This is a genomic window from Xanthomonas sp. GPE 39 (assembly GCF_000963005.1).
Taxonomy (GTDB): domain Bacteria; phylum Pseudomonadota; class Gammaproteobacteria; order Xanthomonadales; family Xanthomonadaceae; genus Xanthomonas_A.
This window is the reverse complement of the sequence record NZ_JZHZ01000007.1, coordinates 2,810,129-2,833,672: the sequence shown is the minus strand read 5'-3', so window position 1 is coordinate 2,833,672 and position 23,544 is coordinate 2,810,129. Positions and strand designations below refer to the sequence as shown.

21 protein-coding genes and 1 pseudogene are annotated in these 23,544 nt (G+C 61.7%); 19 read left to right on the top strand and 3 right to left on the bottom strand.

The features are described 5' to 3' along the window. Window positions 1–473: 473 nt before the first annotated feature. Window positions 474–782 carry a hypothetical protein gene (locus XALGPE39_RS15275; RefSeq protein WP_235429801.1) on the bottom strand — a complete coding sequence of 103 codons (309 nt, stop codon included), beginning with the start codon at window positions 780–782 and terminating at the stop codon, window positions 474–476. Between the two features lie 287 nt (window positions 783–1,069). On the opposite strand from XALGPE39_RS15275, the gene XALGPE39_RS11850 reads away from it, so the two are divergent. Both XALGPE39_RS11850 and XALGPE39_RS11845 read left to right on the top strand, forming a co-directional pair. Further along, window positions 1,070–2,077, top strand: coding sequence for a putative sulfate exporter family transporter (locus tag XALGPE39_RS11850; protein WP_045728362.1), 1,008 nt, complete (start codon window positions 1,070–1,072; stop codon window positions 2,075–2,077). 135 nt (window positions 2,078–2,212) lie between these two features. After that, on the top strand, window positions 2,213–3,238 hold the full coding sequence (locus XALGPE39_RS11845; protein WP_045728361.1) for a cation diffusion facilitator family transporter: 1,026 nt from the start codon (window positions 2,213–2,215) through the stop codon (window positions 3,236–3,238). Between the two features lie 243 nt (window positions 3,239–3,481). On the opposite strand, the gene XALGPE39_RS11840 is transcribed toward XALGPE39_RS11845, so the two are convergent. Next, on the bottom strand, window positions 3,482–5,545 hold the full coding sequence (locus XALGPE39_RS11840) for a 3-hydroxyacyl-CoA dehydrogenase NAD-binding domain-containing protein (RefSeq protein ID WP_045728360.1): 2,064 nt from the start codon (window positions 5,543–5,545) through the stop codon (window positions 3,482–3,484). A 237-nt stretch (window positions 5,546–5,782) separates the two neighbouring features. Here XALGPE39_RS11840 and rpoE point away from each other — a divergent pair, with 237 nt between their 5' ends. The 11 genes and pseudogenes from rpoE (at window position 5,783) to XALGPE39_RS15755 (ending at window position 16,826) form a co-directional block, all read left to right on the top strand. Beyond that, window positions 5,783–6,403, top strand: a complete 621-nt coding sequence (rpoE, locus tag XALGPE39_RS11835) for an RNA polymerase sigma factor RpoE (protein WP_045728359.1) — start codon at window positions 5,783–5,785, stop codon at window positions 6,401–6,403. Further along, window positions 6,400–7,266 (top strand): sigma-E factor negative regulatory protein, encoded by an 867-nt coding sequence (locus tag XALGPE39_RS11830; protein WP_045728358.1) that lies wholly within the window; start codon window positions 6,400–6,402, stop codon window positions 7,264–7,266. Before rpoE ends, XALGPE39_RS11830 begins: the two co-directional genes overlap by 4 nt. Before the next feature lie 103 nt (window positions 7,267–7,369). Next, a complete protein-coding gene (locus XALGPE39_RS11825; protein WP_045728357.1) occupies window positions 7,370–8,908 on the top strand; it encodes a DegQ family serine endoprotease in 1,539 nt (512 codons plus the stop codon). A 163-nt stretch (window positions 8,909–9,071) separates the two neighbouring features. Further along, window positions 9,072–10,865: a translation elongation factor 4 gene (lepA, locus tag XALGPE39_RS11820; RefSeq protein WP_045728356.1), complete on the top strand. Its 1,794-nt coding sequence runs from the start codon at window positions 9,072–9,074 to the stop codon at window positions 10,863–10,865. 121 nt (window positions 10,866–10,986) lie between these two features. Then, complete coding sequence (gene lepB, locus XALGPE39_RS11815; protein ID WP_045728355.1) at window positions 10,987–11,787, top strand: signal peptidase I; 801 nt, start codon at window positions 10,987–10,989, stop codon at window positions 11,785–11,787. A gap of 20 nt (window positions 11,788–11,807) precedes the next feature. Beyond that, on the top strand, window positions 11,808–12,185 hold the full coding sequence (locus XALGPE39_RS11810; RefSeq protein ID WP_045728354.1) for a DUF4845 domain-containing protein: 378 nt from the start codon (window positions 11,808–11,810) through the stop codon (window positions 12,183–12,185). After that, the gene (gene rnc, locus XALGPE39_RS11805; protein ID WP_045729177.1) at window positions 12,175–12,855 is read left to right on the top strand and encodes a ribonuclease III; all 681 of its coding nucleotides are present in this window, start codon (window positions 12,175–12,177) and stop codon (window positions 12,853–12,855) included. Before XALGPE39_RS11810 ends, rnc begins: the two co-directional genes overlap by 11 nt. Further along, the gene (gene era, locus XALGPE39_RS11800) at window positions 12,852–13,751 is read left to right on the top strand and encodes a GTPase Era (protein ID WP_045728353.1); all 900 of its coding nucleotides are present in this window, start codon (window positions 12,852–12,854) and stop codon (window positions 13,749–13,751) included. The genes rnc and era overlap by 4 nt, the downstream gene beginning before the upstream one ends. Window positions 13,752–13,983: 232 nt before the next feature. Continuing rightward, window positions 13,984–14,733, top strand: coding sequence for a DNA repair protein RecO (recO, locus tag XALGPE39_RS11795; protein ID WP_045728352.1), 750 nt, complete (start codon window positions 13,984–13,986; stop codon window positions 14,731–14,733). Between the two features lie 175 nt (window positions 14,734–14,908). Beyond that, window positions 14,909–15,142: pseudogene (locus XALGPE39_RS15270) on the top strand (transposase); the annotation flags it as partial. Between the two features lie 46 nt (window positions 15,143–15,188). Next, the gene (locus XALGPE39_RS15755) at window positions 15,189–16,826 is read left to right on the top strand and encodes a hypothetical protein (RefSeq protein WP_152624894.1); all 1,638 of its coding nucleotides are present in this window, start codon (window positions 15,189–15,191) and stop codon (window positions 16,824–16,826) included. A gap of 348 nt (window positions 16,827–17,174) precedes the next feature. On the opposite strand, the gene XALGPE39_RS11780 is transcribed toward XALGPE39_RS15755, so the two are convergent. Continuing rightward, window positions 17,175–17,873 carry a response regulator gene (locus XALGPE39_RS11780; RefSeq protein ID WP_045728349.1) on the bottom strand — a complete coding sequence of 233 codons (699 nt, stop codon included), beginning with the start codon at window positions 17,871–17,873 and terminating at the stop codon, window positions 17,175–17,177. Between the two features lie 153 nt (window positions 17,874–18,026). On the opposite strand from XALGPE39_RS11780, the gene rlmD reads away from it, so the two are divergent. The 6 genes from rlmD (at window position 18,027) to XALGPE39_RS11750 (ending at window position 23,243) form a co-directional block, all read left to right on the top strand. After that, window positions 18,027–19,352, top strand: coding sequence for a 23S rRNA (uracil(1939)-C(5))-methyltransferase RlmD (gene rlmD / locus XALGPE39_RS11775; RefSeq protein WP_045728348.1), 1,326 nt, complete (start codon window positions 18,027–18,029; stop codon window positions 19,350–19,352). 135 nt (window positions 19,353–19,487) lie between these two features. Continuing rightward, window positions 19,488–19,991 (top strand): CYTH domain-containing protein, encoded by a 504-nt coding sequence (locus XALGPE39_RS11770; RefSeq protein WP_045728347.1) that lies wholly within the window; start codon window positions 19,488–19,490, stop codon window positions 19,989–19,991. A gap of 102 nt (window positions 19,992–20,093) precedes the next feature. Then, on the top strand, window positions 20,094–20,771 hold the full coding sequence (locus XALGPE39_RS11765; protein ID WP_045728346.1) for a DsbA family oxidoreductase: 678 nt from the start codon (window positions 20,094–20,096) through the stop codon (window positions 20,769–20,771). A 90-nt stretch (window positions 20,772–20,861) separates the two neighbouring features. Beyond that, a complete protein-coding gene (nagZ, locus tag XALGPE39_RS11760) occupies window positions 20,862–21,869 on the top strand; it encodes a beta-N-acetylhexosaminidase (RefSeq protein WP_045728345.1) in 1,008 nt (335 codons plus the stop codon). Beyond that, window positions 21,869–22,423, top strand: coding sequence for a hypoxanthine-guanine phosphoribosyltransferase (locus XALGPE39_RS11755; protein WP_045728344.1), 555 nt, complete (start codon window positions 21,869–21,871; stop codon window positions 22,421–22,423). The genes nagZ and XALGPE39_RS11755 overlap by 1 nt, the downstream gene beginning before the upstream one ends. Window positions 22,424–22,490: 67 nt before the next feature. Then, window positions 22,491–23,243, top strand: coding sequence for an S-methyl-5'-thioinosine phosphorylase (locus XALGPE39_RS11750; RefSeq protein WP_200893921.1), 753 nt, complete (start codon window positions 22,491–22,493; stop codon window positions 23,241–23,243). Window positions 23,244–23,544 lie beyond the last annotated feature (301 nt).

Here is a 23,544-nt window from a genome sequence, read left to right as displayed (position 1 = left end):
CTTCGTCGTCTTCTCAATGCTCATGCTTGGAAATGCAACGTCTCTACTTCAAAGTTCATAACACGCTCTAGGATTTGCCTTGAAATAGCCGTCAAGGCTCCGGCTTGAAAATGTGGTTTGGCTTATTAAAAATCGAATTTATTACATATCATGGATATCAAATTTTAACTGCTAACGGTACGGATACATCTCACCGAGCAACGCTGCTCAGAGGAACAGTTTCGCCCGAAGCCGGACGATACAGATGATCAGCATGGCCAGGAAAAGACTGTAAAGGCACATCATGGGGAGAGATTGAAGCACGCGACGATCCTTCGAAACGGCCAATGTAGAAGTTAGAAGTGGATGGGAGCGGTTTAGTGCACTGGGGCATGCCATCTTCGCAGTCATTAATACGCAGTGAATGTGCGTGTGTCAAGCAACAAAAGCGTGTCGAATCTCACATTTTAATTTCCATGCATAGCAGGGCGGTTTCAACTTGCAAGCGCAACACGTAAGTTGAATTGAGCGATCTCTTCTTCCTGGGTCTGATGTAGTGTCTTCCAGACGGACTTCTGGCGTGTTCGAGCGTTCATCAGGTCAGCGGCATTATTGAGATATTCCTGGCCTGCCTTGGAGAGGCCCGCTCCCTTGTGCATGAATTGGTGCAGTATTCCGTTGATATTCTCACGGCTCCCGCGTTGCCAAGGTGCATGGCGCATTACCCTCAGCAAGAATGTGGTTAAAAAGCAGGCGCGGCGATGCTGCCGATAGCGCTTGGCCGCGAGACTGGCGGCGCGCACAGAGGCGCTCTGCCGTGTCACGTCACACGATAACGTAGATGCAACTGGTCAGAGTCAGAGTCGGCGCGCGATGGAGCGGATGTTCGCGCCGTTGCCCAGTTCGATCTGCAGCAACGCGTGTTCTTCGCAACTCAAATGGTGGTATTGCATTCCCAATGCCAACACCCGACGTGATTGCGGGGTGTTGCACTTGGAAATTGAGTCTACGAATAAAATGTGCAAAATTATCCGATAGATCAGAAGGGTACATGGACACATCCTGTCGTCATTCCGAGGAGAGCGGCACGATGTACACGATGGGATGGAACGTTAGAAGGTTGCTGCCAGGAGCCACGTTGGCGGTGGTCATTGCGCTGTTGGCGTGGTTGGTCGAGTGGGCGCAATTGCAGTGGTTGGGGCGGCGGTGGATCGATGCGCTGGTGTTTGCGATCGTGCTCGGCACGTTGCTGCGTACCGCATGCACGCTGCCATCGTGCGTTCATGACGGAATCGCCTTCGCCGCCAAATTGCCGCTGGAACTGGCCATCGTGCTGCTCGGGGCCACCGTCGGCCTCGCCGCCATCGGTGCGGCTGGCGGCTGGTTATTGGTCACGATTGCCATCGTCGTACTGTTGGCCATCGGGATCGGCTACGGCATCGGCCGCGCGTTTGGTCTGCCGCCGCGCCTGGCGACGTTGGTGGCCTGCGGCAACGCGATCTGCGGCAATTCGGCGATCGTGGCGGCCGCGCCGGTCATCGATGCCGATTCGCAGGACGTGGCCGCTTCGATCGCATTCACCGCGGCACTCGGCATCGTGGTGGTGCTGGTGCTGCCGCTGATGGTGCCGTTGCTGGGTCTGGATCAGCACCACTACGGCATCCTGGCCGGCATGACCGTGTATGCGGTGCCGCAGGTACTGGCGGCGACCCTGCCGGTCGGTGCTGTCAGCGCTCAGGTCGGTACGCTGGTCAAGTTGATGCGGGTGGTGATGCTGGGGCCAGTGCTGCTGTTGCTGGGTGTACTCAGTGGCCGCCGACAGACGCAGCGCAAGCCGCTCCATACTCTGGTGCCGTGGTTCGTGTTCGGCTTTATCGGCATGATGGGATTACGTGCGTGTGGACTGCTGCCGGCGTTGTTGGTGGACGTGGCGCAATCGGCCTCTTCTCTGCTGACCTTGCTGGCAATGGCGGCCTTGGGGTTGTCGGTGAACCTGCGGGCGATGTTGGCCTCCGGCGGTCGTGTGCTTGCGGCTGGGGCGTTGTCGTTGTTGGCGCTGGCGAGTATCAGCGTGCTGCTGTTGCGCTGGTTGCCCTGACCGCGACCGCACATTCGTTGTCTCAGCAAGCACTTCCCGGCGCATGGCATCGCCGCCAGGGTGTAATAGTCTCCGTGTTGGCGCCGGCGTATGGTGGTGTCCACTTTTCTTTATCGCTTCGTTGCCAGGTGTTCCATGGGACACGACCACAACCACGCGCCGACGCAGATCCGCCACGAAGCGCCTTTATGGTGGGCCCTCGGTTTGACGGCCATGTTCCTGATGGTGGAGGTGGTCGGGGGGCTTGTCACCAATAGCCTGGCGTTGCTTTCCGATGCCGCGCACATGGCCACTGATGCGTTGGCGTTGATGATTGCCTTGGTGTCGGTGCGGCTGAGTCGGCGTCCGCCCGATGCCAGGCGCAGCTACGGCTATGTGCGCTTGGAAGCGTTGGGGGCGCTGGTCAACGCGGCGCTGTTGTTTGTGGTGGCCGGTTATATCTTGTGGGAGGCGTTGCAGCGGTTCCATCAACCCCAGCAGATCGCGACAGTCGGCATGCTCGGCATCGCCGCGTTCGGCTTGTTGGTCAACCTGATCGCGATGCGCCTGCTCAAGGCCGGCAGTGGCGATAGTCTGACCATGAAAGGCGCTTATCTGGAAGTGTGGAGCGACATGCTCGGCTCGGTGGCGGTGATTGTCGGCGCGTTGGCGATCCGTCTCACCGGCTGGAAATGGATCGATCCGGTCCTGGCGATCCTCATCGGGGTGTGGGTGCTGCCGCGGACCTGGGTGCTATTGCGCGAGGCGGTCAATGTGCTGCTGGAAGGCGTGCCCAACGGCGTCGACATAGCGGCGGTGCGCAGTTATCTGCATGCGGTGCCGGGCGTAGCGAGCGTGCATGATTTGCATATCTGGGCGCTGGCTTCCAGTACGCCGGCGTTGACGGCGCATGTGGTGTTTGCTCAGGGCACCGATGGTGATGGGTTGCGTGCGCGTTTGCGCGATGAGTTGCACGAACGTTTCGCCATCGATCACATCACCTTGCAGATGGAGGCCGGTCACTGCGGTGCGGCACCGTGCGGTACTCCGGCGGCGAGCGCTGGTCACGAGCACGATCATGATCGTCACGACCACGACCACGACCACGACCACGACCACGACCACGACCACGACCACGACACGCACCGGCATGGTCGTGCGCAGACGCCTCCGCATATTTGACTGCTCTGTTGTGTGGCAGTAGCCGCGCACGCTTTCCACTGCGTTGGGTCGCGATCAACGTAGTTGGGAGTCAGTGCGCGATATGCGTCGCGAGATCACCCAACGGTTCAATGAAAAATTTCAATTCACGTACTCGTGAGTGCACGACGGTCAAGCAATTCTGACCGGCGAGCCTGAAAAAGTTTCAATCCACGCACCCGCGCCAGTCCTTCGCGTTTGCAAACATGCGGGCTTGGTGGAATCTCAAACCACCGTTTCGCGTAATGCCGGCGAGTCCCAACCTGGGCGCGGTGCAAAGCGCTCGCCGTAGCGCGCTTGCAGCATGCGCAAGCGTGCCAGCAGGGTGTCGGCACCAGTGGCACGGATGTGTTGGATGGGGCCGCCACGGAACGGCGCGAAGCCGGTGCCGAAGATCACCCCGGCATCCAATAGATCGGCATCGGCGACCACGTCCTCGTTCAGGCATGCAACGGCTTCGTTGAGCAACGGCAGGATCAGGCGGTCTTCCAGATCGTCCGGCGCGCGGTAGTCGTTGGGTAATTCGGGTTTTTTGGCGCGACCGTTTTCCCAAGCATACAGGCCCTTGCCGTCCTTTTTGCCGCGCTTGCCCGGCTCCACCGTCTGTAGCGCCGCAGGAATCGGCAGCCCCAGGAACGGTGCCAGCTCCGCGCCGACGCCAGCGGCCACGTCCAGGCCGACGGTATCGAGGAGTTCGATCGGGCCCATCGGCATGCCGAACTTCACCGCGACCTTATCGATCGCCGGGCCGGGAATGCCCTCGGCATACGCGGTGGCCGCTTCCAGCATGTACGGGAACAGCACCCGGTTGACCAGAAATCCCGGCGTGCCGGCGACCGGCACAGGCAGTTTGTCGATTGCCTTGCAGAATGCGGCCAGGCGTTTTTGATTTTCCGTCGGCAGGCCGTCGTGGCAGACGATTTCCACCAATGGCATCTGCGCCACGGGGTTGAAGTAATGCAGGCCGCCGAACTGTGCCGGGCGCTGGAGGTGTTCGCGTAACTCGCTCAACGGAATCGATGAGGTGTTGGTGCTGAGCAGCGCGTTGGGCTGCATCCGTGGTTCCAGTGCTTGATACAGGTCGCGCTTGGCCTGCGGGTTTTCGATGATGGCTTCGATCACCAAGTCGGCTGTGGACACACCTTCGCCGCTCAGATCGCTCTTCAGGCGGGCCGCCACTTCCTGGCGCTTGCTGTCGTCCTTGACGCGCTTGGCGAACAGGTCGCCGGCACGGCGTAGCGCGCCGTCGATGAAGCGCTGTTCGCGGTCCTGCAGGGTCACCTCGAAGCCTTTGTAGGCCGACCACGCCGCGATGTCGCCGCCCATCACACCAGCGCCGATCACGTGTACGTGGCCGATGCCGTGTTCCTTGCCGCCCAGCGACTTGAGTCGTTCGGTGAGGAAGAAAATGCGGATCAGGTTGCGCGCGGTCGGGGTGCCGGCCAGTTTGACCACCGCTTTGCGTTCGGCGTCCAGGCGTGTCTGGATGTCGCTGCCGCCGTTACGCTCCCATACTTCGATCAACGCATACGGCGCTGGGTAGTGTTCTTTTCGTGCCTTGCGCGCGACCTGCTTGCGCATCTGCGGTGCCAGCAGCTTGCGCGCCAGCCAGGTATTGGTGGCCCAGGCAGTGACACGTTGCGGCAATGGCCGTTGGCTGCCGGACAGCGCCAGCGCCACCGCGTGATCGGTCAGCACCGCTGGCGCGGCGACCTTGTCGATCAGGCCCAGCGTCCGCGCCGCTGTTGCCGATACGGTACGCCCGGTGAGCATCAGATCCATCGCCGCAGGTGCGCCGATCAGCTGCGGCAGGCGTGCGCTGCCGCCCCAGCCGGGGAAGATGCCGAGTTTGGTCTCGGGCAGGCCAATGCGCGTGGACGCATCGTTGGAGGCGATCCGGAAGTCGCAAGCCAGCGCGATCTCGGTGCCGCCGCCCATGCAGAAGCCATGAATCGCCGCGACGGTGGGGCAGGGGAGTTCCGCCAGCTTCTGGAAGGTGGCTTGGCCGCGCCGGATCGCGTCGTTGACGGTGCCGCGGCGGTCCAATTCCTGGAACTCCTTGAGGTCGGCCCCGGCGATGAAGCCATTGGACTTGGCCGAGCGGATCACCACGCCCTTGGGCGGATCGATGGCAATACGGTCGAGCAGCTCGTCCAGTTCCAGCAAGACGGCCTGCGACAGCGCATTGACGGGCGCGTCCTGGCGATCGAGGCTGAGTACGACGATCCCGTCGTCGCGGATGTCCGCTTGCCAGTGACTGAATCGGAGCCCATCGAAGCTTGAGAGCATGGGGGGACCATTCGTGTGTGTATGGAGAAGGCCGTTATCATCCAGAGGTCGTTTCCATCGCGTCAAATCCAAAGCATCGGCATTGACACGGGTCTTGCGAGCGCTGGTCTTGCGCCAGCCTAACGGACTTCTGGTTAACGTGGTGGGGTGGTGGTCCGTTGGGGGCCGCTGAACTTTTTCCCGAATTGGCGGTCATACGGTCCGACGTAGGTTGGGCTGACAGGAGTGCGGCCCGTTATGGCCGATGTCGAAACATCCCAGGAGCTGGACTCGGAACTGGTCCGGCGTGTGCAGCGCGGCGAAAGCGCGGCGTTCGATGTGCTGGTGCGCAAGTACCAACACCGGATCGTCGGCGTGATCGGGCGCTACATCGCCGACTGGAGCGAATGTCAGGACGTGGCCCAGGACAGTTTCATTCGCGCTTACCGCGCGATAGGAAGCTTCCGCGGCGATGCTCAGTTCTCTACATGGTTGCACCGGATCGCCGTGAATACCGCCAAGAATTACCTGATTGCCCATAAACGCAGGCCGCCCACCGACGATATCGATGTGCCCGATGCCGAGCAGCTCGACAGCGGCGCGCGTCTACGCGACACCAATACGCCAGAAGGCGAGCTGATGCGTCACGAGTTGGAACGCACGGTGATGCAGGCGGTCGATGCGCTGCCGGAAGAATTACGTACCGCCATCACCCTGCGCGAGGTGGACGGCATGCGTTACGAGGATATCGCGCAGAAGATGGGTTGCCCGATCGGGACGGTGCGTTCGCGCATCTTCCGTGCGCGCGAAGCCATCGATGCCGAACTTCGTCCCCTGTTGGATACCGACAGCGCCACCCGTGAGCGACACCGCGTATGACCGAGAACACGTCTTTTCCCCAGCCCACGCCGCCTCCCGGCACTGTGGTCCCGGACAAGTTCGAGCTGCACTACCGGCAGCAGTTGTCCGCCTTGATCGATGGCGAGTTGCCGGCTGACGAGGCGCGCTTCGTGTTGCGTCGGTTGCAGCACGATGAGGAATTGGCCGGCTGCCACGAGCGTTGGCAATTGTGCGGGGAGATCCTGCGTGGTCGCGTCAGCGTACCGGCGCCAGCGGATTTCAGTGCCCGCGTGCGTGAGGCGGTCGCGGCCGAGGCATTGCAGCAAGTGCACGCCCGTCGGCTCGGTGCCGCCGGCAAGCGTGGTACATGGCGCTGGAGCGGCGGTGTGGCGTTGGCCGCCTCGGTCGCGGGGCTTGCTTTATTCGTGACCGGCGAGCGTCTGTCTGAGGTTCCCGCCGCAGTGCCGCCGGCGCAGGTCGCCAGCGCCGTCACGCCGGCGTCTGCGGCCGCTGCATCGCCGTCGCCGCTTCCAGCACCCAGGCCGACGCCGGTCGATCCGCAGGGCGATCTCACCGCCGCCGTTGCGCTCGAACATCCCGCGCGTGCGGTTGCCGTCGCGACACCTGCGGTCGCCGCGCCGGTGCAGGCCGCTCCCTCGTTTGCCGCTCCTGTAGTCGCTGCGACGGCGATTGCGCAGCGCGAAGGCGATCCATTCGGGCATGCGACGCCCGCCTTGCAGCCGCGACCTTGGCCGCGCTCAAAGCTGCCGCAGGCAGCTTCCGGCAGCGAGTTCACCGCCAGTTTTCCTGGTCAAGGCAACTCCTCGGCGGCGTTTTACCCGTTCGAACCGCAGGTGTCCGCAGGCGCGGCTGTCGCTTCGCCACCTGCGCAACAGCCTTGATCGCGTGCGTCGGTGGTCGGAGTCCTGGCTTCGTCCCGGCGCGCGTTGACTGCGGCATCTTCCCCCTCGTTCTCCCTCTTTCCGAACCGGAGGCTCGCGTCCGATGACTCACCGTATCCGCAACCATTTACTGGGTCTGTTGGTTCTGACCCTACCGTTGGCAGCCTGTGCGCAGCAGCACGCACCCAGTGCGTCCGCCGCGCCGCCGCCAGCCGCGCAGACGGCACCAGCGCCACAACTGGTCGGTGGTCTGCCTGATTTCACCCGGTTGGTCGAGCAGGTCGGGCCCGGCGTGGTCAATGTCGAGTCCACGATCAGCCGCCGCGCCGCCGCCGCGCGTTCCGATGGCGGTATGCCCGACGATGACCAGATTCCCGAATTCTTCCGCCGCTTCTTCGGGCCGGACGGCATGCCGGGCATGCCCGGACAACCGCGCGGGCGTGCGCCGGACGATGAGGATGGCGCGCCCGCTGGCCGTTCCATGGGGTCGGGCTTCATCATCTCCTCCGACGGCTATGTATTGACCAATCATCACGTGGTCGATGGTGCCAGCGAGGTCAAGGTCAAACTCACCGACCGCCGCGAATTCACCGCCAAGGTGGTGGGCAGCGACCAGCAGTACGACGTGGCGTTGCTGAAGATCGACGGCAAGAACCTGCCGACGGTGCGGATCGGCGATTCCAACCTGCTCAAGCCTGGTCAGTGGGTGCTGGCGATTGGCTCGCCGTTCGGTCTGGATCATTCGGTCACCGCGGGCATCGTCAGTGCCACTGGCCGCAGCAATCCCTACGCCGATCAGCGCTACGTACCGTTCATCCAGACCGACGTGGCGATCAATCAGGGCAACTCCGGCGGTCCCTTGCTCAATACACGCGGCGAAGTGGTGGGCATCAATTCGCAGATCTTCTCCGCCTCCGGTGGCTACATGGGCATCAGCTTCGCGATCCCGATCGACTTGGCGATGAGTGCGGTCGAGCAGATCAAGGCCCATGGGCACGTCAGCCGCGGCATGCTCGGCGTGCAGGTGGGCCCGATCGACAGTCTGAAGGCGCAGGGCCTGGGGCTGCCGGATACCCGCGGCGCGCTGGTCAACAATATCCCGGCCGGCAGTCCGGCCGCCAAGGCCGGGGTCGAGGTGGGTGACGTGATCCGCAGCATCGATGGCAAGGATATTCAGTCTTACAGCGACCTGCCGCCGATGATCGGCTTGTTGCCGCCTGGCACCAAGGTGCGTCTGAGCATCCTGCGCGACGGCAAGCCGCGCGACATCAGTGTGCAGTTGACCGCGCTGACCGACGACCGCACCGCCAACGCGCGTAGTGCAGGGGCCGATAATGCCGCCCCGGCTCGTGGTGCCAATGCGTTGCTGGGCATCGAAGTGGCTGATGTGGATGCCGCTACGCGTAAGCAATTGGGTCTGGAGCCGGGCAAGGGGGTGCGTATCACTGCGGTGACAGGCCGTTCGGCTCGCGACGCGCAGTTGGTTCCGGGCATGGTGATCCTGCAGGTCGGGCGCGCCACTGTCGGGAGCGTGGCCGCGCTGAATCAGCAACTGAGCGGTTACAAGAAGGGCGATGTGGTGATGCTACTGATCAGCTACCGCAACACCACCAGCTTCGTCGCGGTGCGTGCCGGCGGCTGAGTCTGGCTCCCGGCTGCGGCTGGGCGGTGTTCCGGGGGCGGTCCAGGACGGGCCGTTCCCGGGGCTGGATGCGGTCGGCGACCGTCTGCCGCCGGCCGTGCGATAATGCCCCGTTATCCTGACGACGGTTCTGGCCGCCGCCCACCTCATGTCCTCTGATTCGATGCGGAACATCCGCAATTTCTCCATCATCGCCCATGTCGACCATGGCAAATCGACCTTGGCCGATCGCATCATCCAACTATGTGGCGGCCTGCAGGCGCGCGAGATGGAGGCGCAGGTGCTCGACTCCAACCCGATCGAGCGCGAGCGCGGGATCACCATCAAGGCCCAGTCCGTGTCGCTGCCGTACACCGCGCAGGATGGGCAGGTGTACCACTTGAACTTCATCGATACCCCGGGCCATGTCGACTTCAGCTACGAAGTCAGCCGCTCGCTGGCCGCGTGCGAAGGCGCGCTGCTGGTGGTGGACGCGGCGCAGGGGGTCGAGGCGCAATCGGTGGCCAACTGCTATACCGCGGTGGAGCAGGGCCTGGAAGTGGTGCCGGTGTTGAACAAGATCGACCTGCCGACCGCCGACATCGAGCGGGCCAAGGCCGAGATCGAGGCGGTGATCGGCATCGATGCCACCGACGCGGTTCCGGTCAGTGCCAAGACCGGCCTGAACGTGCGCGATGTGCTGGAGGCCATCGTGCAGCGCATTCCGCCGCCGGTGCCACGCGACACCGACAAATTGCAGGCGTTGATCATCGATTCCTGGTTCGACAATTACCTGGGCGTGGTCTCGCTGGTGCGGGTGATGCAGGGCGAGATCAAGGCCGGCGACAAGCTGCTGGTGATGTCCACCGGCCGCACCCATCAGGTGGACAGCGTCGGTGTGTTCACGCCAAAACGCAAAGTGCTGCCGAAGCTGGCCGCCGGCGAGGTGGGTTGGGTCACTGCCAGCATCAAGGACGTGCACGGCGCGCCGGTCGGCGACACCCTCACTCAGGCCGGCGACCCGGCCAGCAAGCCGCTGCCGGGTTTCCAGGAGATGCAGCCACGGGTGTTCGCCGGCCTGTTTCCAGTCGATGCCGAGGACTATTCGAACCTGCGCGAGGCGCTGGACAAGTTGCGCCTGAACGATGCGGCGCTGCGCTTTGAGCCGGAAAGTTCCGAGGCGATGGGCTTCGGCTTCCGCTGTGGCTTTCTCGGCATGCTGCACATGGAGATCGTGCAGGAGCGTCTGGAGCGCGAATACAACCTGGATCTGATCAGCACCGCGCCGACGGTGGTGTACGAAGTGCTGAAAACCGATGGCGCGATCATCAACATGGACAACCCGGCCAAGCTGCCGCAGTTGAACATGGTCGAGGAAATCCGCGAGCCGATCATCCGCGCCAATATCCTCACGCCCGAGGAATACATCGGCAACATCATCAAGCTGTGCGAAGAGAAGCGCGGCAGCCAGATCGGCATCAATTATCTGGGCAGCCAGGTGCAGATCAGCTACGAGCTGCCGATGGCCGAGGTGGTGCTGGATTTCTTCGATAAGCTCAAGTCGGTCAGCCGTGGCTACGCTTCGCTGGACTACCACTTCGTGCGTTTCGAAGCCGGTCCGTTCGTGCGCGTGGACGTCCTGATCAATGGCGACAAGGTCGATGCGCTATCGCTGATCGCCCATCGCAGCCATGCCGATCGGCGTGGTCGCGAGCTGTGCGAGAAAATGAAGGATCTGATTCCACGGCAGATGTTCGACGTGGCGATCCAGGCGGCGATCGGCTCGCAGATCATCGCGCGCACCACGGTCAAGGCCATGCGCAAGAACGTGCTGGCCAAGTGCTATGGTGGCGACGTCTCGCGCAAGAAGAAACTTCTGGAAAAGCAGAAGGAAGGCAAGAAGCGCATGAAGCAGGTCGGTCGCGTGGAAATTCCCCAGGAAGCGTTCTTGGCTGTGTTGCAGATGGACAACAAATAAGTCATGGCGCAGGGTGCCGGTGGCCGTGCAAACGGTCTGGATCGACCGGGCTTTGACGTCGTCACTCCCTCCACGTTTTGTCGCGGCCACTGGCTGCTCGTCCCGTTCCGAAGGAAGCAGAATGAAATGGTTTGAAATCGCGCTGGTGGTCCTGACCTTCGCCACTGGCATCGTGACGTTGCTCGACAAGCTATTTTTCGCCAAGCGCCGCGCCGCGCGCGCCAATTTGCTCGACACCGAGCCGGTGCTCGTGGATTACTCGCGGGCGTTTTTCCCGGTGTTGGCGGTGGTGTTGATCCTGCGTAGCTTCATCGCCGAGCCCTACAAGATCCCCTCCAGTTCGATGATGCCGAATCTGTTGATCGGGGATTTCATCCTGGTCAATAAGTTTGCTTACGGTTTGCGTTTGCCGATCACCAACAAAAAGGTGATTCCAGTGAGCGAGCCCAAACGTGGCGATGTGGTGGTGTTCAATCCACCGCAAAATATGGAAGAGAACTGGATCAAACGTATCATTGGCCTGCCGGGCGATCATATCGGCTTCCACGGCGATACCCTGTACATCAACGGTGCGCCGATGAAGTACAAGGTCATCGGCGAATACGTGGGTAAGGGCAAAGGCGTGGAAATGACCGGTGCGACCTTGCTCACCGAGTACTTGCCGGGCCGGACCCACACCGAGCTGGAGTGGCTGGGTCGCAATATGCCGGCCGGTCAGGGCGACTGGGTGGTGCCACCGGGCAAGTACTTCGTGATGGGCGATAATCGCGACAATAGCGAAGACAGCCGCTTTTGGACCCAGACCCACTTCCTGCCCGAGGAAAACCTCCGTGGCAAGGCGTTCTTGATCTGGTTCAATTGCGAAGGGTGGTTGTGTAACGGCAGTTTCGATCCGTCGCGGATCGGGACGGCCATCCAGTAACCTGCGTGAGGGGAAACGCGATGCAAAATAAACAAAGTGGGATCACCTTGACCTCGTTCGCGCTTGTGTTGGCGGTGGTCGGATTCTTCATCTACATCGGCATGAAGCTGTTTCCGATGTACTTGGAGTTCTACGCTGTGCGTTCGGCGATGAAGGGGCTCGCGGCCGAACCTGGTAGTGCGCAGATGGATCCGGCAGAGGCGAAGAGGTCGTTGTTTCGTCGCCTGGATATCAGTAACGCGGACAACGTGAAGCCTGAAGACGTCACGTTCGAACGTACCGACACAGGTGTGAAAATGCACGTGGGCTACGAAGTGCGCCGTCCGCTGATCGCTAACCTGGACGTGGTCGGCAAGTTCGACGCAACCCAGGATCTGACGACGCGTGGTGGGCAGTAAAACCGTGCTGCGTGGTGACCGCATCGGTCACCATTTCCTCCAGCCGCAGTTGCTGGCGCAGGCGCTGACCCACCGCAGCGCCGGCGCACCGCACAATGAGCGGCTGGAATTTCTTGGCGATAGCATCGTCAACTTGCTGATCGCCGAGGCGCTGTATCAGCGCTGGCCCAAGGCCGACGAGGGTGCGCTGACGCGCGCTCGCGCCGAACTGGTGCGCGAGGCATCGCTGGCTGCGATTGGTCGGCAACTGGAACTGGGCGAGCGTCTGACCCTGGGGCCTGGTGAGATGAAATCCGGTGGGCATCGGCGCGATTCGATCCTGGCCGATGCGCTCGAAGCGGTGGTCGCGGCGATCTATCTCGACGCTGGCTTCGAGGCTTGCCGTGCGAGGATCCTGCCTTGGTTCGAGAGCGGGTTGGCGGCGTTGCCGGTGGGCAAGCCGGAGAAAGACGCCAAGACTCGCCTGCAGGAGTGGTTGCAGGCGCGGCAGCGGGCGTTGCCGGCCTACGAGTTGATTAGCGAGACTGGCGACGAGCACGCCAAGCGATTCCGGGTACGTTGTGTACTCACCGAGCCTGTCCTCGTCGCCGAGGGCGAGGGCACTTCGCGACGGCTGGCCGAACAACAGGCCGCCGCCGCTGTCATCGAGCAATTGGATTCGAGCAAGTGAACGACGCAGTGACTCCATACCGTAGCGGCAGCGTGGCGGTGATCGGCCGCCCCAACGTGGGCAAGTCCACCCTGACCAACGCCCTGGTTGGCGCCAAGGTCAGTATTGTCTCCAACCGGCCGCAGACCACGCGACACCGGCTGTTGGGCATCGCCAGTTTTCCTGCGGGGCAATTGCTGCTGGTCGATACGCCAGGTCTGCATCGCGAGCACAAGCGTGCCATGAACCGGGTGATGAACCGCGCCGCGCGTGGTGCACTGGAAGGCGTGGATGCTGGCCTGCTGGTGATCGAAGCCGGACGCTGGGACGAAGAAGACACCCTGGCATTCAACGTCCTCGGCGATGCTGGAATTCCGGTGGTGTTGGTGGTCAACAAAGTCGATCGGCTCAAGGACAAAACCGCGTTGCTCCCATTCTTGCGGCAGGTCAGCGAAGGCCGCAGTTTTGCCGCAGTGCATCCGGTCTCCGCGCTCAAGCGCAAAGGCACGGATGCGCTGGTGCGCGACTTGCTGGCGCTGGTGCCGGAAGCACCGCCGATGTTCGGCGAGGACGAGATCACCGACCGCAGTCAACGCTTTTTGGCCGGGGAATTGGTGCGTGAGCAACTGATGCGCCAGCTCGGTGAGGAGCTGCCCTATGCCACCACGGTGGAGATCGAACGCTTCGCCGAGGATGGCGCACTGTTGCGCATCGGCGCGGTGATCTGGGTCGAGCGCGAAGGCCAAAAGGCGATCGTCATCGGCAAGGGCGGGACCCGCCTGAAGGACATCGGTGCCAAGGCCCGGCAGCAGATGGAGCGCCTGTTCGGTGCCAAAGTGTTCCTGGAGACTTGGGTCCGCGTGCGCGAGGGCTGGTCGGACGACGAAGCGGCGCTGAAGGCGTTCGGGTACGAATGAAGCCGGGACGCGGGACGCGGAACCCGGTGCCCGGGAGAAGCCAGCGCAACGGTTCCGGCCATGTTTTTTTGCGTGCATCCGGTCATGAACGCGTCCCTGCATTGCGATCGCGCGCTGCAGTAATCGGAGCAATCCACGGCAATCGCGTTCTTGGTCGCGGTTGCTCGCGCGCTTTTCGGCGTCTGATTGCTGCTTTTCCCGCGTCCCGGTTCTCGGGTCCCGAGAACCGGCTTTGATAGAACACGAACACGGCTTTGTGCTGCATGCGCGTCCCTGGCGTGAGACCAGCCTGTTGCTCGAAATCCTGAGCGTTCACCACGGCCGGCTTGGCGTGTTGGCGCGAGGCGTGCAGGGGCCCAAAAAACAAGCGTTGCGTGCGACATTGCAACCGCTGCAGTCGATTCGCTTCAGTGCCCAGCGCCGTGGCGAGCTGGCGCAACTGCGTGCGGCCGAGCCGCTGGACACGGCGCCGCGGCTCAGCGGCGAGGCGATGCTCGCCGGCTTCTACATCAACGAACTGACCCTGCGCCTAGCGCCGCGCGACGACCCGGCACCGGACGTGTACCTGGCCTACGCACGCATCCGCGCGCGTCTGGCCGCCGAGGCGCCATTGGCCTGGTCGTTGCGGTGTTTCGAGCGCGATTTGCTGGAGGCGCTGGGGGTATGGTTCGACCTGCGCCACGACGGCGACGGCACACCAATCGATCCGGCGGCGCGCTACGCGCTCGATCCCGAACACGGGCCAAGGCGATTGCTGCGCGATCACGGCCACGACCAGCGCAGCGGTATGGCGACCGGACGTGCGCTGTTGGCATTGGCGGACGATGCCCTGCCGGCCACCGAGGATTTGCCCGGCTTGCGTCGCAGCATGCGTGTGGTGCTGTTGCATCACCTCGGCGGGCGTGGTTTGAAGTCGTGGGAAATGATCGAGGGTCTGGCCCGGCAGCGCAGCAACGACGCTGAGTCGGATGGGCGCCAGTGATGCCGCCCGTTTCTGTGGCTAGGCCGCGTCGTGGACGTCCTGAGCCTTCATCAAGCACTTCGACTTGATGCCTTATCTGGGAAAAAGAAATCCTTCATTTGACCTGCTCCCTATAATTTGGACAAGTCAGAACTAGAAAATTTGGCGACACTCAGGGCCAAGCAGCCCCGTCGCCATGAAGAAGTCAAAGCTCACCGAAGAGCAGATCGCGTTCGCCCTGAAGCCAGTCGAGACCGGCTCGACGGTCGAGCAGATTTGCCGCAAGATGGGCATCAGTCAGGCCACGTTCTAAGCCTGGCGCAAGAACTTTGGCGGACTGTGTATGTCCGAACTGCGCCGGCGACGCCAGCTAGAGGAAGAGAACCGCAAGCTCAAGCAGCTGGTCGCCGATTTGAGCTTGGACAAGATTTTCGGCGGTGTGCTGGGTAAGGAAAATAATGGAGGCATGGTTCGAAATGAAAAAAAACGAAAATACATGCATTGGTCCGTATGATGGAAATAAATTATTAAATATTTTTAGCGCGCGAAGCGTTGTAAGATTTATTCTGTCGCTGGTATTGCTGGCGCACCTATTTTTCCCTGTTAAATTGCATGCCGAGCAGCTTGATCGTTGCCTAAAGGCGACACTTGCAGTCGATGCGATGATGACGAAGGCGACACTTCGCATTATGGCCGATCATCGGCCAACTATGGCTGCCAAAGACTGGGTGATTGACGCTAGTTCGGATCCTGGTTTCTATAGCTACACGTTGGATATTCGCCATAATATTTTGCCGGAAGGGCGGGAGTATCCATTGGTTATTCGACTTTCCCCTGATGTCGCAATCATCAGCTTGCGTAAATTGAGGGATTCTACATCCAAAGACAAAGAGCATATCTGCGAAGACGTTGTATTGACGTCTGGCGATCAATCTCAGGATAAATCGTCCCATACTGTTCTTGAGGGCTATGCATTTTTCAAAAGTGGCCAGCCCATGGAGGCATTGCCTATCTTGGCTGATCGGCGTCTCCCGCAAAATTTCGTCGGCCACTATACCGACTCGCTGAGAAGCTCCCAGAAGTTCTATCGATCGCTGCTTGGTGTCGAAAAGCGTAATGTAGTTAGTGTTTTGTTTTTAATCGACAATGCGGTGGATGTTGAACAAGGGTGCCGATATGCTGGAAGCTCGCTACCAGGTCTGCTACTCATAGGGTTGCGCAGCGGATGCCTGAGGAAAGAACAGGATTTTCCAGAGGATCTCTTGCACTTCATTGCGCATGAAAATTTCCACCAATGGAATTTTGTTGTCGATAGCGCTGCTTATGATCGCCATCAACACGCAATCCGTTTGATGCTGCTTGAAGGCGGCGCCGAACTGGCTGCCGATCTTTTTCTGTCGCAGGAGAAGGGCAAGCAGGGCGATAAGATCGTGCACTACGTCAGTGCCGCAACGGAAACTTGCATTGACGCCGCCGCTCACTTAAAGCGGCCTGTTGTGGATCTGATTAATGATGGTCAGAGTGGGCTTGCTTATCCATGCGGTGAAGTCTACACGTTCCTGCGCATGATATCTTTGGCTCGAGAGCCTTTCGCTGCATTCAGGCGGCTGTGGAAGCCCATATTGTTGGCTCCGGGAAATGACATGATGGGAAGTGATGGCCCTCTCAATAAGCAATTCTTAAAAAATAATATATCTCAGGATGCTTTTGCCGAGATTTTCTCCTCGGTTGGATATCGGCTGGAGGCTGCTACTCAGCCGGACAAGTCGCAGAGATTTCGGGTCGCGGTCGAGCTGATGCGCGAAATATTGCACGACGATTGCCGTGGCAGTTACGGTCTATACACAGGGGGAAGCGAAATCGTCATCGATCCGAGTTCGACGCGGTGCCAGAATTTACATCCTGGAGGTAAGCCGGCCGCGATCAACGATTTCAATATCTATGAAGCCCCGCTGGAGGCGCGCAGGATTTGGTTGGCTGCATGTGATGCCAGTACCTCGGTTAGGGTTTCTTATTACAATTTCAGGTCATCAGACGTGCGTTGCACTTCTGAAATTAAAGATTTTTACGTTCCTCTTCGTCTCTCACGCGTATCGCAACGAAGTAAGTCATGATTAACGGTGTAAATAATCCTATTTCGCTACCAATCCAAAATTTCGATGAGCTTCAGGTCATCATCAAGGTTGCCGAGCGCTGTAATTGATACCCCCGGAGTTCCGTAGACACTCACGCCCCTCCTTGCGCGTAGCGCCGTTCGAAATCTACAGTGACCCATGCCCATCCCCGGACTCCAAAGCCGACTGCTACTGAAAGCGGTGGGCGGTCACCGCAGATTGTCGGCAAATCGATGCGAGCACGACGCTGGCTAGACGAGCTGCGTGCCGGCATGGGGATCTATCTGACCTGGTTGGCTTGTCGACTCGATCATCGGCTTCCGCCAGCTTTCTTGGTTTTTCAAACTCTCAATGCAACAACGCCGCCACGGCCTCGTTGAACTGGTGCTGCGCCTGTGTCGAGGTGGGGTCGCCGTGCAACTGGCGCACCGCACCCGCCAGCCGTGTGGCACCGACGAAACCACAACTGGCCTGCAAGCGGTGCAGGTGGCCGCGTACCGCTTGCGCGTCGCTGAGTTGCAGTGCCGAGGCGACCGCGTTGCGGGCGCCGGGCAGTTCCGCCAGGAACAGTTCGCGTAGTGCGATCAGGTGGGTGTGTTCGCCGTTGAGCACGGCAAGGGCCTTGTTTTCGTCCCAGTCCAGGGCGGACGGGGAGCTGGTGGCGTGCCCGTGCGCGAGCAGCCAGCGCACGCGCTGCAACAGGTGCTCTGCACTTAGAGGTTTCAACAGCACCTCGGCGAACCCGGCGCGTAAAAGTTGCTCGCGGAGAGTCGCGCTGGCGTCGGCGGTGTGTGCCAAGCCCTGTGTGCCGGGGCACTGCCGCTGCAACTGCTGCAATAGCTCGGTGCCGCTGCCGTCGGGCAGGTTGGCGTCGATCAGCCACAGATCGTGGGCGCCTACTCCCGCCAGGGCGAGAGCGGTGGCGACGGAGTCGGCCAGGTCGATCTGTGCTGGCAGGGATTGCAGCGTTACATGAAAAAAGGCGCGGTTGATCGGGTCGTCTTCGACCAGCAATAGTCGCGTCACAGGGTCCTGATTCGATGCCATCTTTCGTTGCCTCCATGCGGCGTTGGTACATCGTAGTAGCGTCTGTCGAGACGCTGCGTCACTGTGCCGCGTCGTTGTGACCAGCGCAAGTCAATCCCTGCGCTGGTCATCTGCGACAATGGCCGCCCTTTTCAGTCCGTAGCCAATCGTCACGTGGCCCGATCCAGAAACCGCCTCGACCGTACCCCTTTCCAGACCGAAATCGCCGACCTGAGCCACGATGGTCGCGGCGTTGCCCGCCGTGAGGGCGAGAAGGTGGCCTTCGTCGCCGGCGCGCTGCCTGGGGAGACCGTTCTGGCCGAACCCACGGCCCGTAACCGCCATTTCGATGAGGCGCGCACTGTGCAGGTGCTGCAGGCTTCGCCGCAGCGGGTCGCGCCGCGTTGTCCGCATTTTGGTGTCTGTGCCGGTTGTGTGTTGCAGCATCTGGCCGAGGACCAGCAGATCCTGGCCAAGCAGCAGGTGCTGACCGACAACCTGGAGCGCATCGGGCATGTCACTCCACAGGCGGTGCTGCCAGCGCTGTCGGGCGCGTCCTGGGGCTATCGCCGCAAGGGGCGTTTCTCGGTCCGCCGCGTCGAGAAGAAGGACCGGACCCTGGTCGGCTTTCGTGAGCAGGATCCCCGCTTCGTCGCCGACCTGTCGGTGTGCCATACGGTGATTCCGCAGATTGGGCTCAAGATCGCGGCCTTGGCCGAGCTGGTCGAGCGCCTGGACGGCAAGCGCGATATTCCGCAGATCGAATTCATCGCCGGCGATGCCACGGTGGCGCTGACCTTTCGCCATATGCAGCCGCTCAGCGAACACGATCAGGCTGCGTTGATTGCTTTTGCTCAGGAACACGACTTCGCCATCTTCCTGCAACCGGCCGGTGTGGACAGCGTGCATCCGCTGTATCCGCACGCGGCGCCACTGTCGTTCCGGTTGCCGCAGTGGGACGTGGAGTTGGCGTTCCGGCCATTGGACTTCATCCAGGTCAATGCCACGCTCAATCAGCAGATGATTGCGCATGCGTTGACCTTGCTCGATGCGCAATCGGACGATCGGGTGCTGGATTTGTTCTGCGGCCTGGGGAATTTCACCTTGCCGCTGGCACGGACAGTGCGCGAGGTGGTGGGGGTGGAGGGCGATGCCGGGCTGGTGACGCGCGCGCGCGAAAACGCGCAGCGCAACGGCCTGGATAACGCGCAGTTCTTCGCTGCCGACCTGACCCAGGATCAACGTCAGGCAGCGTGGATGCGCCAGGGGTTCGACAAGCTGCTGCTCGACCCCCCGCGCTCCGGTGCGCTGGAGGTGCTGCAGCAACTGCCGCTGACGCAGTTTCAGCGCATCGTCTATGTGAGCTGCCATCCTGGCTCGCTGGCCCGCGACGCCAACTATTTGGTCAATACGCAGGGTTTCGTGTTGAAGGCGGCGGGAGCGATGGATATGTTTCCGCATACCGCGCATGTGGAAAGCATCGCGGTATTCGAGCGCTAGATTTCTCGCGGTGCGTGGAAGGGCGGTTTGTGCGGCGGTAGCGTTTTTTCGTCTTCGTCAAATCAGTTTGATCACGTTGTAGCTGTGCGCATCACTGACTCGTCTCACTCTCCCCATTTTCGCGAGTGTCCCATCATGCCGATCGAAATCGAACGTAAATTTCTGGTTGCCTGCAATGGCTGGCGCACGATGACGCATGCCGTCATCCCGATGGCGCAGGGCTACCTCAACGATCCAGTGGCGCTGGCCAGTGGGGCGGAGAAGGCGTCGGTACGGGTGCGCGTACAGGGCGAGCAGGCATTTCTCAACTTCAAGTCACGCGAGTTGGGGCATACCCGCCAGGAATTCGAATATCCGTTGCCGTTGGACGATGCACGCGCATTGTTGGCGTTATGCGTGGGCGGGCTGATCGACAAGCGTCGGCATTTGGTGCAACACCAGGGGCATCTATGGGAAGTGGACGAGTTTCTTGGCGATAACGCAGGCCTGGTCGTGGCCGAGATTGAACTGGATAGCCCCGATGAGGTGTTCTCCAGGCCCGACTGGATCGGTGTCGAGGTCACTGATGATCGGCGTTACTACAACGCCGCCCTGGCCGCGCATCCGTTTTGTCGCTGGTCGCAGGGTGGAATCTTGTGAGTTGTATGTAGAAAACGGCGATGGTGCTTCGGCAACCGTCGTCGTCGTGCAATGTCGTATGCTGTCTCGCATCCCATCGTGTATGAGTTTCGAGGCTTTCCAATGCGCATCGATATCTGGTCCGACGTGGTCTGCCCCTGGTGTTGGATCGGGCGGCGTCGTCTGCAACAGGGTATCGCGCTGCTCGGCGCCGATGCAGCGGCGTTGGACATCCACTGGCACCCGTATCTGATCGATCCCGAGGCCGATTTCACGCCGGTGCCGCTACGCGAGGCCTATGCGTCCAAGTTCGGTGGTCCTGCGCGGACCGAGCAGATTTTGATGCAGACCCAGTCCACGGCGCGTGCCGATGGCCTGCCGTTGGATTTTGGGCGTGGTCAGGTGCGAGTGACCACGTTGCCGGCGCACCGGGTGTTGTGGCTGGCCGCGCGCGAGGGCAACGCCGATGCGGTTGCCGAAGCGCTGTTTCACGCGCATTTCGCCCAGGGCCGCAATCTAGCCCAGACGCAGACATTGCTCGATGCTGGCGCCGCCGGTGGCCTGCCGCCAGCGCGCGTGCAGGCGTTGCTGGACGGCGACGAGGGGCTGGTCGAAATCCAGGCGCAGTTGCAGCAGGCGCAGGAGATGGGGATTCGCGCGGTGCCTGTGTATGTCATCGATGGCCGCCAGGCGCTGCAGGGGGCGCAGCCGCCGGAGGTGTTCGCTGCGACCTTGCGCGGTCTGTTGCCGGACGCCTCTGCATCGGGACGCGATTGCGGCGCGGAGGTCTGCGCGCCCTAGTTGCTCATCCGGTTGTCCTGTTGTCGCTTTCGGCATCTGCGACAATACCGGCCCAGACGCGCTCCCACAGCGCTGGTAGGAGATCCAAGCATGCTCGCGATCGGCGTTGCCGGTACCGAACTCACCGCGCAAGAACGCGACTGGCTGCAGCATGACGCGGTGGCCGGCGTGGTCCTGTTCAAACGTAATTTCGCCTCGCGCACGCAGGTGGCTGAACTGAGCGCGGCGATCCGCGCCGCCGCGCCACGGCCGCTGCTGATCTGTGTGGATCAAGAAGGCGGTCGCGTGCAGCGCTTCCGCGAAGGTTACAGCGCATTGCCGCCGCTGCAGAGCTTAGGTGCGCTTTATGCGCGTGATCCCGAAGCCGCCCTGGCGCTGGCCGAGCAGCATGCCTGGCTGATGGCCAGCGAGGTGCGTGCGAGTGGCGTGGACCTGAGTTTCGCCCCGGTGGTGGATCTGGCGCGCGGCAATCACGCGATCGGTGATCGCGCCTTCAGCGACGATCCGCACGTGGTGGCCGCGTTTGTCGCCGCCTACGTGCGTGGCATGCACAGCGTGGGCATGGGCGCTACGCTCAAGCACTTCCCAGGCCACGGCACGGTGCGGGAAGACACCCACGTCGACCGTGCCGAGGATCCGCGCACGCTGCAGACGCTGCTTCAGGAAGATCTGGTCCCGTTTGCCGCCGGCATCGCCGCCGGTGCCGATGCGGTGATGATGGCGCATGTGGTCTACCCGCAGGTGGCGCCGGAGCCGGCCGGCTATTCGTCGCGCTGGATCCAGCAGATTCTGCGCCAGGAACTCGGCTTCCGTGGCGTGGTGTTCTCCGATGACATCGGAATGGCCGCTTCATTCGCCGTGGGCGGCGTCGCTGCGCGCGTGAGCGCGCATCTGGACGCCGGCTGCGATGTGGTCCTGGTCTGCCATCCGGAACTGGTCGCCGAATCGTTGCTGGCCGTGCGTGATCGTCCATGCAATACCGCTGCGCTGCTCGGCTTGATTGGTCGCGGCGGCCTCGGGTGGGATGGCTTGTTGGCCGATAGCCGCTACGGCCACACGCAATCTCATCTGCTCTCCACTCTCGGGAAAATCGCCTGATGTCCACATTCACCCTTGCCCAGGTCCATGCCCATGCCGACCTGCTGGTCGATCGTCCGCAGCTCGATCAGGCCATCGCGCGCATGGCCGATGCCATTGCCGCCGACTACCGTGGCGACATTCCGGTCTACCTGACCATCATGCATGGCGCACTGCCGTTTGCCGGGCAATTGGCGTTGGAACTGGGTAGCCGTGGTCAGGATCTGGAATTGGATTATCTGCATGCCACTCGCTATCGCGGCGAAACCGTCGGTGGCGAATTGGTATGGAAGCATCGCCCAGCCACCGCGCTCTACGGTCGCCGCGTGCTGCTGCTCGATGACATTCTCGACGAAGGCTTGACCCTGCTGGCGGTGCGCCAATGGTGCCTGGAGCAAGGTGCCAGCGACGTCCGTATCGCGGCGCTCACGGTCAAACGTCACGACCGCTGCGTCGACGGCTTGAGTGCTGACTACAGCGGCGTGGAAGTGCCGGATCGTTACGTGTTCGGCTTTGGCATGGACGTCAACGAAGGCCTGCGTAATTTGCCGGCGATCTACGCGATGAAGCAATAGCGCGCGATCCGCGCATCGCCCTGGGCGTCGGCGTTTGGCCGTCGGCGCGCTCACGTTCTGCAAGAGGATTGGCATGGACCACATCGCATTGGCCGTCATCGGCGGCACCGGCGTCTATAAGCTCGCACAATTGGACGACGTGGAGACCCGCGAAGTCGACACGCGTTACGGCAGCCCATCCGGTCCACTTCGGATCGGCACACTGCTCGGCCAGCGCATCGCCTTCCTGGCCCGTCACGGCGAAGGTCACGCGCTGCCGCCGCACAAGATCAACTATCGCGCCAACCTTGCCGCGTTAAAACACGTCGGCGCGACACGGGTGCTGGCATTGAACACGGTGGGTGGCATCACCGAGCGTTTCGGTCCGCGCGTGTTGGCGTGTCCGGATCAGTTGATCGACTACACCTGGGGGCGTATCTCCACGCTATGCGAGGAGCCTGGCAGCGAGGTGCTGCATGTGGATTTCGGCCACCCGTATTCGCCGTTGCTGCGCAGCAAGATATTGGCTGCCGCACGCGTGAGCGGTGCCGTGTTGGTCGATGGTGGTTGCTATGGTGCCACCCAAGGGCCGCGCCTGGAGACCATCGCTGAGATTGCACGGCTGCGCCGCGACGGCTGCGATCTGGTCGGCATGACCGGCATGCCGGAGGCGGGTCTGGCGCGCGAACTTGGCCTGGACTACGCCTGCCTGGCGATCGTAGCGAACTGGGCGGCCGGTTGCGGCGATGCAGAGGAAATCACGCTGGCCGAGGTGCTGGCCAATGTGGACGCAGCTTCGGTGGGGTTGCCGGAGTTGATCGGCGCGCTGGCGCGTGGGTGATGGTCGCCGAACGCACAGCATGGTCTTTGTCCTAGTCTGATTTTGGCCTTGCTGCGATGGGGGCAGCATAGCCGGCGGTTGAAACCGCAGGTCTTTGCGAGTTCGCGCAGTGTGCTGTTCCAGCCTTCGATTCAAGATATCCAGCTTCGCAAGCTGCCTGTATCCGTTGAGGTGATATGCCCAAAGTTTCCTATACATCTCAAGTCCATGGAAAATGGCTAATTCGCAGATTGATACGCCCAGGGTTCCCTAGACATCTCAAGGCCATGGAAAATGGCTAATTCGGAGGTGTCCATGAGCA